The organism is Sulfurivermis sp., assembly GCF_059410345.1.
Genome location: NZ_JBLJDO010000004.1, coordinates 23,934 through 37,008, shown reverse-complemented (window position 1 = coordinate 37,008; position 13,075 = coordinate 23,934). Strand labels below are relative to the sequence as shown.

Sequence of the window (13,075 nt, the reverse complement as noted above, 5' to 3'; positions counted from 1 at the left end):
AACGCCCCGCGGCTGATTTGTTACAATCGGCGCATGGATGTCTCCGACTTGTTAGAACACCTCAACCCGGCCCAGCGCGAGGCCGTATGCGCCCCCCCGGGCAATTTGCTGATCCTCGCCGGCGCCGGCTGCGGCAAGACCCGTGTCCTCACCCACCGCATCGCCTGGTTGATCCGCGCTGAACATGTCTCGCCCTGGTCGATCCTGGCGGTCACCTTCACCAACAAGGCGGCGCACGAGATGCGCGGCCGCATCGAGGCGCTGTTACAGGCGCCGATAGGCGGCATGTGGGTCGGCACCTTCCACGGCCTGGCCCACCGCCTGCTGCGTGCCCACTGGCAGGAGGCCGGTCTACCGCAGTCGTTCCAGATCATGGACAGCGAGGATCAGCAGCGTCTGGTCAAGCGCCTGATGCGTGAGGCCAGCGTCGACGACGCGCGCTGGCCGCCGCGGCAGGTGGTGGGTTTCATCAATGCGCGCAAGGACGAGGGCGTGCGCCCGCCAGCGGTGGAGCATTACGGTGACCCCTACCTGAAGATGATGGTGCAGCTCTACCAGAGCTATGAGGAGGCTTGTCAGCGCAGCGGCCAGGTGGACTTCGCCGAGCTGCTGCTGCGCGCCCATGAACTGTTTCTCAAGCGCCCCGATGTGCTGGCGCACTACCGCCAGCGTTTCCGCCACATCCTGGTGGACGAATTCCAGGACACCAACGCCATTCAGTACGCCTGGCTGCGCCTGCTGGCCGGCGACAGCGGCAAGGTGTTCGCGGTGGGCGATGATGATCAGTCCATCTATGGCTGGCGCGGCGCCAAGGTGGAAAACATTCACCAGTTCCGCAAGGACCTGAGCGATGTGCAGCTCATCCGCCTGGAGCAGAACTACCGCTCCACCGCCACCATCCTCAAGGCCGCCAATGCCCTCATCGATCACAACACCGATCGTTTGGGCAAGGAGCTGTGGACTGAGGGGGCGCAGGGTGAGCCGATCCGCCTGTACGGCGCCTTCAACGAACTGGAAGAGGCGCGCTTCGTGGTGGAGCAGATCCGCCAGTGGGTGAACGAAGGCCATCGCCGCGATGAGGCCGCGGTGCTGTACCGTTCCAATGCCCAGTCGCGCGTGCTGGAAGAGGCGTTGATGCAGGCGCAGATGCCCTATCGCATTTATGGCGGCCTGCGCTTCTTCGAGCGGCAGGAGATCAAGGATGCCCTAGCCTACCTGCGCCTGGTGGCCAATCGTCACGACGACGCCTCGTTCGAGCGCGCGGTGAACACGCCGACACGCGGCATCGGCGAGCGCACCGTACAGGCGGTGCGCGATCACGCCCGTGAGCACGGCCTGTCCCTGTGGCAGGCCGCCAACGATATCCTCGCCCGCAACCTGCTGGCGGCACGCGCCGCCAATGCCCTCAAGGGCTTCGCCGATTTGATCGACGCCTTGAGCGCCGATACCGTGGGTCTAGATCTGCACGAACAGGCCCAGCATGTGGTGCAAATGAGTGGTCTCATCGAGCACTACCGCAAGGAAAAGGGCGAGAAGGGCCAAGCCCGCATCGAGAACTTGGAGGAGTTGGTCAATGCCGCGCGCGAATTCGAGTTCGACGCGGAGACCCACGGTGACATGCGTCCACTGGACGCCTTCCTCGCCCATGCGGCCCTGGAGGCCGGCGAGGGCCAGGCCGACGAATGGGACGATGCGGTGCAGTTGATGACACTGCACTCGGCCAAGGGGTTGGAGTTTCCGCTGGTGTTTCTCTGCGGCATGGAGGAGGGGCTGTTTCCGCACCAGATGTCCATGGACGAGCCGGGGCGGCTGGAAGAGGAGCGGCGCCTGGCCTATGTCGGCATGACCCGCGCCATGCGGCGGCTGTTTCTCACCTACGCCGAGGTGCGTCGCCTCTACGGCGAGGAAAAATACACCCGCCCCTCGCGCTTCGTCCGCGAGGTGCCGGCGGAGTTCATCGAGGAGATCCGCCTGCGCGGCGGCGTCAGCCAGCCGGCCTTCCACGGCGGTGCCACGGCAACAGCCGCGCCGGAAGGTCTGCGCCTCGGCCAGCGCGTGGTGCATCCCAAGTTCGGCGAAGGCGTGCTGCTCACCTACGAAGGCCAGGGGGCGCAGGCGCGGGTGCAGGTCAATTTCGATCACGTGGGCAGCAAGTGGCTGGTGCTGGCCTATGCCAATCTGGCAGCGGTATAACCAAAGCAAGGGAGCTAACCATGAAACGTCGTGACTTCATCAAGGGTGCTGGTGCCGGTGCGGTGCTGGCGGGCGCAGCGGCCACGCCGTTGGTCCAGGCGGCGCCGCAGTTCAAGTGGAAGATGGTCACTACTTGGCCAAAGAACTTTCCCGGCATGGGTACCGGGGCCAATCATCTGGCCAAATTGATCGAGGAAATGAGTGGCGGGCGCATCGAGGTAAAGGTGTTCGGCGCGGGCGAGCTGGTGCCGGCTTTCGAGATCTTCGATGCGGTGTCGCGTGGCACGGCGGAGATGGGCCACGGTGCCTCCTATTACTGGAAGGGCAAGAGCGAGGCGGCGCAGTTCTTCGCCGCGGTGCCGTTCGGTATGACGGCGCAGGAGATGAATGCCTGGCTGTATCACGGCGGCGGCATGGCGCTGTGGGAGGAGGTGTACAAACCCTTCGGTCTGATTCCGACCGCCGCCATCAACACGGGCGTGCAGATGGGCGGCTGGTTCAACAAGGAGATCAAGAGCGTCGCCGACCTTAAGGGCCTGAAGATGCGCATCCCCGGCCTCGGCGGCGAGGTATTGCAGCGTCTGGGTGGTACGCCGGTGAACCTGCCCGGTGGCGAGATCTACCAGGCCCTGCAATCGGGCAACATCGACGCGGTGGAGTGGGTCGGTCCCTACAACGACCTCGCCTTCGGTCTGCACAAGGCGGCCAAGTTCTACTATTACCCGGGCTGGCACGAGCCAGGAACCGTGCTGGAGTGCTTCATCAACGAGAAGGCCTTCAAGGCATTGCCCAAGGACTTGCAGACCATCGTGCTCACCGCCTGCAAGGCTGCCAACATGGATGGCCTGTCCGAGTTCACCGCGCGCAACAATGAGGCGCTGCACACCCTGGTGACGCGGCACAAGGTGCAGTTGAAGAAGTTCCCCGACGATGTGCTGCGCGAACTGAAGGCGACTTCGGATGCCGTGGTGGCGGATATCGCCGCCAAGGATCCGATATCCAGGAAGGTCTACGAGTCGTTCGTCAAGTTCCGCGATCAGGTGGTGGCCTGGCACGACGTGTCGGAGCGCGCCTTCCTCAATGCGCGGGCAGGGACATAGTCAGGCGTCAAGCAGGGAGGGTAGCCCGGATGCAGCATAGTGGCGTCCGGGCTACACCGTAACCATTTGACACTCTCTCACCCGCCGCGATTATCGGGTTGAAGCCTGATCCGCAGGCTATAGTTGCAGTATTGTCGGCCCACCTCACTGGAGGCCATCATGCGTGCTGCACTCATTCCCCTGTTGTTGCTGTTGTCATCCCACGCCATAGCCGAGGCGCGCATCACCACGCCGCCCTACCAGCCGCCGCAAGTGGTGTACGACTTCTACCTGGACCACCCCGCCAAGATGGGGCCGGCCCTGTTCTGGATACGCGCTCTGATCAATCCACTGTCACAGGAGCCTTACGACTTTGCGCCGGAGATGATGTCCATCAAGGTGGTGCTGCACGGCACCGAGCTGGTGACGGTGGCGCGCAAGAACTACGACAAATACCGCGATGAGGTGGAGCGCATGCGCTACTACGCCAGCCTGGGCGTAGAGTTCAAGGTCTGTGCCATGGCCGCCGAGGACTATCACTACGGCCCAGAAGATTTCTACGACTTCATTGAGTTGGTGCCTTCAGCGTTTACCGAGCTGGTGCACTGGCAGATGCAGGGCCATGCACTGATCACGCCGCAGGTGCCGGAGCGCAACCACACCATTGAAGATATTCGGTGAGGTCGAGCGACATGACTCTCACCGTTCGGCTTGCGCTGCATTAACCTGGCCTACGGCTGATCGTTCGATCGATTTCGCCGATCAGTTTCAGCAGCCGTGCCGTGTCCTGCGGCAACTCCAGGAAGCTGTGCTCGGCCAGGGGATGGATGTCGCAGGCCGTAGGCAGGGGCGCGCCGCTTTGCAGCAGGGTACGCATGCGCGCCAGGAATACCCATTGCAGCCACTGGTGGAACTCCAGGGTGTCATGGCAGAAGGGCAGGGGGCTGGCCAGAGCGGCGGCTGAAGGGGCCACGTCTTCCCACAGCCCGATGCGGCGCATCTCCTGTTCGATGGCGAGCAGCAGATCGGCGATGTGGTGGTGGCGGGCGGTGGTCATGGCGTATAGCGTATGGCGGTGATCCAGTAGCGTGTCCTGCCCCTGGGCAGCTCAATCTCCACTTCATCGTCCAGCTGCTTCTTCATCAATGCGCGCGCCAGCGGCGCATCCATGCTGATCCAGCCCTGCTCGGGGTCGAATTCGTCCGGGCCGACGATGCGCCAAGTGTGTTCTGCACCCTCCTCATCCTCCGCGCTCACCCAGGCGCCGAAATATACCCGCGACGGGTCGCTTGGCGCCGCACTCACCACAGTGAGTTCCGGCAGACGCTTCTGCAGGTAGCGGATGCGCCGGTCGATCTCGCGCAGCTCCTTCTTGCGGTAGATGTACTCGGCGTTTTCCGAACGGTCGCCTTCGGCGGCGGCGGCGGACAGCGCCTTGACCACCTCGTGGCGGCGTTGCCACAGGTCGTGCAGCTCCGCTTGCAGGCGTTGATAACCGGCTGCGGTGATGTACAGCGAGCTGCGCGGTTGCGGCGGGCGGTAGCGCGACATGTCAGCGGCCGTACAGTACACCGGGCAGCCAGGTGGCCAGTTCCGGCCACAGGGCCAGCAGACCGAGCATCAGCAACTGAATGAGGATGAAGGGGATCGCGCCGCGGTAGATCTGCGCCGTGCTGATCTGCGGCGGTGCCACGCCGCGCAGGTAGAACAGGGCGAAGCCGAAGGGTGGGGTGAGGAACGAGGTTTGCAGGTTGATGGCGATCATCACGCCGAGCCAGATGGGGTCGAGGCCCATGGCGAGCAGGATCGGTGCCACGATGGGCACCACCACGAAGGTGATCTCGATGAAATCGAGGATGAAGCCGAGCAGGAACATCACCAGCATGACGATGAGCATGGCGCCGATGACACCGCCAGGCAGGTCGGACAGCAGCTCCTTGATCAGCTCGTCGCCGCCGTAGCCGCGGAACACCAGGGCGAACAGCGAGGCGCCGATGAAGATGAGGAACACCATGGCGGTGATCTGGGTGGTGCTGCGCATCACCTGATTGAGCATGGCGAGGTTGAACTGGCGCTGACTGGCGGCAAGCAGCATGGCGCCGATGGCGCCGACGGCAGCAGCCTCGGTGGGGGTGGCGATGCCGCCCATGATCGAGCCGAGCACGGCCAGGATCAAAAGCAGCGGCGGCAGCAGCACGGTGAACAGCCTCCGTAGCAGGGCGGTGCCGCGCAGCGCCCGATCTTCCGGCGGCAGGGCCGGCATGGCTGTCGGTTTCAGCACCGCGACGCCGATCAGGTAAACGACGTAGAGCAGCACCAGCACCAGGCCCGGAATCAGTGCGCCGGCGAACAGGTCGCCCACGGACACCGTTTCCGGCGCGAAGATGCCCATGTCCAGCTGCGCCTGCTGGTAGGCGGAGGACAGCACGTCGCCGAGCAGGATCAGGATGATGGAGGGCGGGATGATCTGGCCCAGGGTGCCGGAGGCGCAGATGGTGCCGGCGGCAAGCTGCGGGCTGTAGCCGCGCTTGAGCATGGTGGGCAGGGACAGCAGGCCCATGGTCACCACGGTGGCGCCGACGATGCCGGTGCTGGCGGCGAGCAGCATGCCCACCACCACCACCGAAATGCCGAGACCGCCGCGCAGCGGGCCGAACAGCGCCGCCATGGTGTCGAGCAGGTTTTCCGCCACCCTGGAGCGCTCCAGCATTACGCCCATGAATACGAACAGTGGCACGGCGATGAGGGTTTCGTTGGTCATGATGCCGTACAGGCGGTTGGGCAGGGCCTGCAACAGCGTGATGTCGAACGCGCCGAAGGCGGCGCCGCCGAAGGCGAACAGCAGGGCGGTGCCGGCCAGGCTGAGGGCCACCGGGTAGCCGGCCAGCAGCACCAGGCAGACGGCGAGGAACAGCAGCAGCGCCAGCCATTCCATGGCTACAACTCCACCTTGGCGTCGTGGGCCGGCGCGTCCTCGGGATGGCCCTGCAGCACCAGCAGGCTGCGCAGCGCCTGGGCGAACCCCTGCACCAGCAGCAGCAGGGCCATCAGCGGGATGACGCTCTTCAGCAGATACACCAGGGGCAGGCCACCGGTGTCACGCGAACCCTCGCGCAGCGACCAGGAGGCGGCCACATAGTCCCAGCTCACCCACAGGATGAACACACATACCGGGACGAGCAGTAGCAGGGTGCCGAGCAGATCCACCCAGGCCTGGCCGCGGGGCGAAAAACGGCGGTAGAAGATGTCGACGCGCACATGGCCGTCGTGGCGCAGGGTGTAGGCAGCACCGAGCATGAACACCACGGCGTGCAGGTAGGTGATGGCTTCCTGCACGGCGATCCAGCCCAGATTGAAGGCATAGCGCAACACTACCACCACGCAGGTCACCAGCACCATGGCCAGGGTCAGCCAGGCGACGGCCCGTCCGGTCCATTCACTCAGGGCATCGATGAAGACGGCGATCCGTTCCAGCGGCGTCATTGGAGTATCGGGTTGGTGAAAGAGTGGGCCATTGTACGGAAGGGCTTGTGACAGGGGCAAACCGTGGGACGTGGCGTGACGGAAGGCACGCTTGCGGCCAGCGGCGATGGTCTGACGTACCCTCCCCAATGGCTTACAATTCGTAGGCGTTTTCCTACAGTGTCCCTGAGCTTTATGCACACAGTGGCCAAGGACAACGCCCCTCGCCGCAAGTAAGTGTCCGCTTGCGTCGCAAGGCGCATAATATTTGTTAACTTATTGAATAATAACGAATATTTCTGAGTGGTCAAAGTGTGACCGTTTTAAGACCGGGCCAGTGGCGGTGCGCCCTGGACCGGGGTGTCACCACTTCGTCCACAGAGTTATCCACAGGTTTTGTGGATAACGATCTGCCCTCAAATGGCGCGCCACAGGCGAATCAGGCACTTACCAGCGGAACAGGATCCACTGGTTGATACTGGGCGGGTCCAGTTCGTTGCGGCGGGTGTCGAAACGGCCGTCGCCATCGCTGTCGATGAGGTAATAGGGATAGCCGCGGGCGGGGGTGATCTTGACCATGTAGAGGCGGCCGTTGACGAGGTATTCCTCCACGGTGGCGTCGTCGCGGGTACGGATGGTGACCTCGGGTTGCAGCTCCTCGGCCTCCTGGATGGCGGCTGCGTCCGGCAGTGGCGGCGGCGGCAGGGGATCCGGCTGCTCTGCGGCAGAGACGGAACCGGCGAGCAGGAAGGCGGCGGTGAACAGGAGAGTGCGCATGGGTCGGGTCACAGGTCGAGGAGGATTTCCCGCTCTTCGGCGGAGGGTTCGAAGCCGCGGTGTTCGTAGTGGTTGAAGATAGCATTGACCACGTCCTGGGGCTGGTCCAGCACCTGGAACAGGTCCATGTCTTCCGGGCTGATGGTCTTTTCCGCCACCAGGGTGTTGCGGAACCAGTCGATGAGGCCATTCCAGAACGGGCTGTGCACCAGGATGATGGGGATGCGGCGGGTCTTGCCGGTCTGCACCAGGGTGAGGATCTCCGCCAGCTCGTCCAGGGTGCCGAAGCCGCCGGGCATCACCACGTAGGCGGCGGCGTATTTCACGAACATCACCTTGCGCGAGAAGAAGTGGCGGAAGGACAGGCGGATGTCCTGGTAGGGGTTGCCCAGTTGTTCGTGGGGCAGCTGGATGTTGAGGCCCACCGACGGTGACTTGCCGGCAAAGGCGCCCTTGTTGGCCGCCTCCATGATGCCGGGGCCGCCACCGCTCACCACCGAGAAGCCGGCATCGGACAGGGCGCGGGCGATGTCCTCGGTGAGTTTGTAGTAGGGGTGATCGGGGGCGAAACGCGCCGAGCCGAAGATGGATACCGACGGGCTGATGCGCGCCAGGCGTTCGAAGCCCTCGACGAACTCCGCCATGATTTGGAAGATCTTCCACGACTCGCGGCTCAGGGCGGAATCGTCGATGGGCGTCATGCCCGGGTGGTGTGATTTGTGGTCGTCGCTCATGGAAGGGTCGCGCGGGTAACGGCAAAGCGGCTATTGTAGTCGTAATTTTCGCCACGCAGACAACAAATCACACCCATGTCCGACCCGAACGCAAAGCCGCTGGTCCTGGTGGACGGCTCCTCCTACTTATATCGCGCCTTCCATGCCCTGCCGGCCCTGACCAACTCCCGCGGCGAACCCACCGGCGCCGTGTACGGCGTGGTCAACATGCTGCGCCGGCTGCTCAATGACTACGACCCGGAACACATGGCGGTGGTATTCGACGCCAAGGGCAAGACCTTCCGCGATGAGCTCTACGCCGAGTACAAGGCGCATCGTCCCCCCATGCCACCGGAACTGGCCTCCCAGATCGCACCGCTGCACGCCATCGTGCGCGCCATGGGCCTGCCGCTGTTGATGGTGGAGGGCGTGGAGGCAGACGACGTCATCGGCACTCTGGCGCGGCAGGCCGCCGCCGCCGGGATGCCGGTGCTGATCTCCACCGGCGACAAGGACATGGCCCAGCTGGTGGACGGCCACGTCACCCTGGTCAACACCATGACCGACACGGTGCTGGACCCGGCTGGGGTGGTGGAAAAGTTCGGTGTGCCGCCGGAGCGCATCATCGACTACCTGGCCCTCATCGGCGATACCAGCGATAACGTGCCCGGCGTGCCCAAGGTGGGACCGAAGACAGCGGTGAAATGGTTGCAGGAATACGGTTCCCTGGATGCGATCATCGCCCATGCGGAGGCGATCAAGGGGAAGATTGGCGACAACCTGCGGGAAAGTCTCGGTTTCCTGCCGCTGTCGCGCCAGCTGGTGACCATCAAGTGTGACGTGCCGCTGGCGCAGGGGCCACAGGAACTGCGCCGCACGGCGCCGGATACGGATGCACTGCGTGAGTGGTATGGGCGCATGGAGTTCAAGGGCTGGCTGGCCGAGCTGCTGGGTAGCGGTGAGGTCGTGACGGCGGAGCCGGAAACACCGGCGGCTGTCGCCCGTCGACACTACGACACGGTGCTGACGATGGCGCAGCTGGACAACTGGCTGGTACGGCTGAGGGGGGCGGAACTGTTTGCCTTCGACACCGAGACCACCAGCCTGGACTACATGGACGCCGAGATCGTCGGCGTGTCCTTCGCGGTGGAGCCGGAGCGGGCCGCCTATGTGCCCATGGCCCACGACTATCCGGGCGCACCCGACCAGCTCGGCCGGGACGAGGTGCTGGAGCGGCTCCAGCCGCTGCTGGAAGACCCGCACCGGCCGAAATTGGGGCAGAACCTCAAGTACGACATGAGTGTGCTGGCCAATCACGGTATCACCCTGCGCGGCATCGCCCACGACACCATGCTGCAATCCTATGTATTGGATTCCACCGCCACCCGCCACGACATGGACTCCCTGGCCCTCAAGTACCTGGGGCGCAAGACCATCAGCTTCGAAGAGGTGGCCGGCAAGGGCGCCAAGCAGCTCAGCTTCAACCAGGTGCCCATCGAACCGGCGGCGGAGTACGCCGCCGAGGATGCCGACATCACCCTGCAACTGCACCAGACCCTGTGGCCCCGCGTCGCCGCCGAGCCGGCGCTGAAGCGGGTCTATGAGGAGATCGAGCTGCCCCTGGTGCCGATCCTGTCGCGCATGGAGCGCGCTGGGGTGCTGGTGGACGTGGCGATGCTGAGGCGGCAGAGCGTTGAACTGGCGCTGCGCATGAATGAAATCGAACAGGCGGCCTACAGCGCCGCCGGAGGGCCGTTCAATCTGGGTTCGCCCAAGCAGATCCAGGAAATCCTGTTCGAGCGCCTGCAACTGCCGGTGCTGAAGAAGACCCCCACCGGTCAGCCCTCCACGGCGGAGGAGGTGTTGCAGGAGCTGGCCCTGGACGGTTACGACCTGCCGCGCCTGATCCTGGAGCACCGCGGCATGGCCAAGCTCAAGTCCACCTACACCGATCGCCTCCCCGAGCAGGTGAGCCGCCGCAGCGGCCGCGTGCACACCTCCTATCATCAGGCGGTGGCCGCCACCGGGCGTCTCTCATCGTCCGATCCCAATCTGCAGAACATCCCGGTGCGCACCACCGAGGGCCGCCGCATCCGCCAGGCCTTCATCGCCCCCAAGGGCTGCAAGCTACTGGCGGCTGACTACTCACAGATCGAGCTGCGCATCATGGCGCACCTGTCCGGCGACGAGGGGTTGCTCACGGCCTTTGCCGCCGGCGAGGACATCCACCGCGCCACCGCCGCCGAGGTGTTCGGCGTGACGCCGGCCGAGGTGAGCGCCGACATGCGCCGCAGTGCCAAGGCCATCAACTTCGGCCTCATCTACGGCATGTCCGCCTTCGGCCTGGCGCGCCAGCTCGGCATCGATCGCGCCGCCGCGCAGACCTATGTGGACCGCTACTTCGAGCGTTACCCCGGCGTGCGCCGCTACATGGATGAGACGCGCGCGAGCGCGCGCGCGCAAGGCTACGTGGAAACCGTGTTCGGCCGCCGCCTGTACGTGTCCGACATCAAGGCCAGCAATGCCCAGCGCCGCCAGTACGCCGAGCGCACGGCCATCAACGCCCCGATGCAGGGCACCGCCGCCGACATCATCAAGCGCGCCATGATTGCCGTCGAGCCGTGGCAGCAGGGCAGCGGCGGCAAGGTGCGCATGATCATGCAGGTCCACGACGAACTGGTGTTCGAGGTGGCGGAAGACTATCTGGATACCGCCAAGGCCGAGATCCCCCGCCTGATGGCCGGTGCTGCGGAACTCAAGGTGCCGCTAGTGGTGGATGTCGGGGTGGGCGGCAACTGGGATGAGGCGCATTGAGCCGTGCTCTGGCGAGCGCGGCACGCCGGGTTCATTGGGTAAATTAATTGACGACATTAAAATAATTAATGATGCGATTGGGGAATCGCAGAACTTTTTGGGTCGGGGTCAGTCGTATTGGTCAAGCGCTCTGCGCTTTCCCACTCTTCTCTCCCTGGTGGGAACAACTGCCCGGCTTCCTCCCCCTAAGCCGGGCAATTTAGATACGCCCCGGCTGCCTTCCCCCCCCCTTTCGGCACCGGGGCTTTTTTTTGCCTAACCCTCGGCCGGCGTCATTTCTTCCGCCGCGTCGGCGCCGTAGCCAAACCAGCGATCCAGCAATGCCCGCGCCTCATCCACGCCCTGGCCGTCATGGGCGGAAAACAACTGTACCGAGGCCTCCGGGTAGGCGGCGAGGAAACGGCGCACCTGCTGCAGGGCGGCGGAGGCCGGCCCGCGCTTGAGTTTGTCCGCCTTGGTCAGCAGGATATGCACCGCCATGTTCCGGTGGCGGCACCAGTTCAGCATGATCTGATCGAACTCGGTGAGCGGGTGGCGCACGTCCATGAGCAGGATCAGGCCGCGCAGGCAGTTGCGGGTGTTGAAGTACTGTTCCAGGGTCTTGCGCCAGTGCTCCTTGATGGCCGGCGGCACCTTGGCGTAGCCATAACCCGGGAGGTCGGCGAGGCGGCGTTGCCCGTCGAGGCCGAACAGGTTGATCTGTTGGGTGCGCCCCGGCGTCTTGCTGGTGCGCGCCAGCCCCTTGATGGCGGTGATGGTGTTGAGGGCGCTGGATTTGCCGGCGTTGGAGCGGCCGGCAAAGGCGACCTCAATGCCCGTATCGGCGGGCAGCTGGTGCAGATGCTGGGCGCCGAGCAGGAACTGGGCCTGGCGGTAATGATTGACGGCATTCATCAGTAATTGCACCGGTTAGGCGGGAGTTCAGGGGAAAAATGCCGGTATCCCAGCCCCTGTTGTTGACCGGCGTATCCCATTGTTGGTATATAGCCCTGTCTTTTTGGAGGGGGCATACGAAGCTTGGCATTATCGTACGCCAACCCGCATAATCAAACGCTTTCCTGAATTGATTTCTTTTTGAAGTAGGAGCCCGCTAAATGAACAAGTTCCTGGTTGCCTGCGCTGCTGGCGCAATGATGATCTCCGTTTCCGCCCAGGCCGCAGACGGCAAGGCCGTATACGACAAGTCCTGTGTGGCCTGCCACGCCTCTGGCGCCGCCAACGCCCCCCGTCTGGGCGACAAGGCTGCCTGGGCCCCGCGTATTGCCCAGGGCATGGACAAGCTGTACGGCGTGGCCCTCAACGGCAAGCCGGGCACCGCCATGCTGCCCAAGGGCACCTGCGCCGCCTGCACCGAAGCTGACCTGAAGGCCGCCACGGACTACATGGTTTCCCAGAGCAAGTAACAAGCAAATAGTTGGGTAATTTAATGAACAGACTAGCGATTGCAGCCCTGCTGCTGGGCGCCCTCGGGTCGGCCCATGCGGCCGGCAGCGCCAGCGCGGGCCAGGGCAAGGCCGCGGTGTGCGCCGCCTGCCACGGCATGGACGGTAACAGCATGGTGCCGATGTGGCCGAGCCTGGCCGGTCAGCACGCGCAGTACATCAGCAAGCAGCTGATGGACTTCAAGTCCGGTGCACGCAAGGATGACACCATGACCGGTATGGCCGCCCCGCTGAGCGAACAGGATGTGGCCGACCTGGCCGCTTGGTACGCCAGCCAGAAGCACACCATCGGTTCTGCCAATGCCGAGAAGGCCGCCCCCGGCGAGACCTTGTACCGTGCCGGGGATGCCAGCAAGGGCCTGGCGGCCTGCATGGCTTGCCACGGCCCCAACGGCAGCGGCAACCCGGCCGCCAAGTTCCCCGCCCTGGCCGGTCAGCACGTGACCTATACCGTCAAGGCGCTGAAGGACTTCCGCGATGGCAAGCGCAGCAACGACCCGGCCAACATGATGCGGGACGTCGCCAGCAAGATGACCGATGCACAGATCGAAGCGGTGGCTGAGTACATCGCCGGTCTGCACTGAAATCCACGCAG

Annotated in this window: 13 protein-coding genes; 6 read left to right on the top strand and 7 right to left on the bottom strand. The window is 64.3% G+C overall.

Annotation, left to right across the window (positions count from 1 at the left end; genetic code table 11):
• Nucleotides 1-33 precede the first annotated feature (33 nt).
• The 3 genes from uvrD to ACMV8A_RS04640 all read left to right on the top strand — a co-directional run bounded on the left by uvrD (nt 34) and on the right by ACMV8A_RS04640 (nt 3,953).
• Nucleotides 34-2,193 carry a DNA helicase II gene (gene uvrD, locus ACMV8A_RS04650; RefSeq protein WP_495324582.1) on the top strand — a complete coding sequence of 720 codons (2,160 nt, stop codon included), beginning with the start codon at nt 34-36 and terminating at the stop codon, nt 2,191-2,193.
• A 20-nt stretch (nt 2,194-2,213) separates the two neighbouring features.
• Nucleotides 2,214-3,293 carry a TRAP transporter substrate-binding protein gene (locus ACMV8A_RS04645; protein ID WP_495324581.1) on the top strand — a complete coding sequence of 360 codons (1,080 nt, stop codon included), beginning with the start codon at nt 2,214-2,216 and terminating at the stop codon, nt 3,291-3,293.
• A gap of 159 nt (nt 3,294-3,452) precedes the next feature.
• The gene (locus tag ACMV8A_RS04640; protein WP_495324580.1) at nt 3,453-3,953 is read left to right on the top strand and encodes a DsrE family protein; all 501 of its coding nucleotides are present in this window, start codon (nt 3,453-3,455) and stop codon (nt 3,951-3,953) included.
• Nucleotides 3,954-3,993: 40 nt separating this feature from the next.
• On the opposite strand, the gene ACMV8A_RS04635 is transcribed toward ACMV8A_RS04640, so the two are convergent.
• From ACMV8A_RS04635 to ACMV8A_RS04610, 6 genes are all read right to left on the bottom strand, one after another.
• Nucleotides 3,994-4,329, bottom strand: a complete 336-nt coding sequence (locus ACMV8A_RS04635) for a YqcC family protein (RefSeq protein ID WP_495324579.1) — start codon at nt 4,327-4,329, stop codon at nt 3,994-3,996.
• Nucleotides 4,326-4,823 (bottom strand): transcription elongation factor GreB, encoded by a 498-nt coding sequence (gene greB / locus ACMV8A_RS04630; protein WP_495324578.1) that lies wholly within the window; start codon nt 4,821-4,823, stop codon nt 4,326-4,328. The genes ACMV8A_RS04635 and greB overlap by 4 nt, the downstream gene beginning before the upstream one ends.
• 1 nt (nt 4,824) lies before the next feature.
• Nucleotides 4,825-6,207 carry a TRAP transporter large permease gene (locus ACMV8A_RS04625; RefSeq protein WP_495324577.1) on the bottom strand — a complete coding sequence of 461 codons (1,383 nt, stop codon included), beginning with the start codon at nt 6,205-6,207 and terminating at the stop codon, nt 4,825-4,827.
• A gap of 2 nt (nt 6,208-6,209) precedes the next feature.
• Nucleotides 6,210-6,755, bottom strand: a complete 546-nt coding sequence (locus ACMV8A_RS04620) for a TRAP transporter small permease subunit (RefSeq protein WP_495324576.1) — start codon at nt 6,753-6,755, stop codon at nt 6,210-6,212.
• A gap of 426 nt (nt 6,756-7,181) precedes the next feature.
• Complete coding sequence (locus ACMV8A_RS04615; RefSeq protein ID WP_495324575.1) at nt 7,182-7,511, bottom strand: DUF2782 domain-containing protein; 330 nt, start codon at nt 7,509-7,511, stop codon at nt 7,182-7,184.
• A gap of 8 nt (nt 7,512-7,519) precedes the next feature.
• Nucleotides 7,520-8,245 carry an LOG family protein gene (locus ACMV8A_RS04610; RefSeq protein ID WP_495324574.1) on the bottom strand — a complete coding sequence of 242 codons (726 nt, stop codon included), beginning with the start codon at nt 8,243-8,245 and terminating at the stop codon, nt 7,520-7,522.
• A gap of 75 nt (nt 8,246-8,320) precedes the next feature.
• On the opposite strand from ACMV8A_RS04610, the gene polA reads away from it, so the two are divergent.
• Nucleotides 8,321-11,038: a DNA polymerase I gene (gene polA, locus ACMV8A_RS04605; RefSeq protein ID WP_495324573.1), complete on the top strand. Its 2,718-nt coding sequence runs from the start codon at nt 8,321-8,323 to the stop codon at nt 11,036-11,038.
• Between the two features lie 255 nt (nt 11,039-11,293).
• Here polA and yihA read toward each other — a convergent pair whose 3' ends face one another.
• Nucleotides 11,294-11,932, bottom strand: coding sequence for a ribosome biogenesis GTP-binding protein YihA/YsxC (gene yihA / locus ACMV8A_RS04600; RefSeq protein WP_495324572.1), 639 nt, complete (start codon nt 11,930-11,932; stop codon nt 11,294-11,296).
• Nucleotides 11,933-12,132: 200 nt separating this feature from the next.
• On the opposite strand from yihA, the gene ACMV8A_RS04595 reads away from it, so the two are divergent.
• Together ACMV8A_RS04595 and ACMV8A_RS04590 are read left to right on the top strand one after the other, a co-directional pair.
• A complete protein-coding gene (locus tag ACMV8A_RS04595; RefSeq protein ID WP_495324571.1) occupies nt 12,133-12,441 on the top strand; it encodes a c-type cytochrome in 309 nt (102 codons plus the stop codon).
• Between the two features lie 23 nt (nt 12,442-12,464).
• Nucleotides 12,465-13,064 (top strand): c-type cytochrome, encoded by a 600-nt coding sequence (locus ACMV8A_RS04590; protein WP_495324570.1) that lies wholly within the window; start codon nt 12,465-12,467, stop codon nt 13,062-13,064.
• The last annotated feature ends 11 nt before the right edge of the window (nt 13,065-13,075 follow it).